The organism is Staphylococcus sp. EG-SA-2 (assembly GCF_017152085.1).
Genome location: NZ_JACYHC010000348.1, coordinates 1 through 303, shown reverse-complemented (window position 1 = coordinate 303; position 303 = coordinate 1). Strand labels below are relative to the sequence as shown.

General features: G+C 38.9%; 1 pseudogene. It reads right to left on the bottom strand.

The features are described from left to right. Positions 1 to 209: 209 nt before the first annotated feature. Positions 210 to 303 (bottom strand): annotated as a pseudogene (locus IDG60_RS03315) (queuosine precursor transporter); the annotation flags it as partial.

The following is a 303-nucleotide window of genomic DNA, read 5'->3' as shown; positions in this document are numbered from 1 at the left end:
TGCGAGTTGGGGTGAGGGCCCCAACACAGAAGCTGACGAAAAGTCAGCTTACAATAATGTGCAAGTTGGGGATGGGCCCCAACAAAGAGAAATTGGATTCCCAATTTCTACAGACAATGCAAGTTGGGGTGGGACGACGAAATAAATTTTGCGAAAATATCATTTCTGTCCCACAGCCTTAAAACTTATTCTTTTGTGTAGTAAGTGCGTTAATAGCCTTGATCTAACTTATCAATCTTACCTTTACGATAAAATGATTTAGCAATATATCCAAATGGTACATTGAAAACTGTTGAAGCTAAT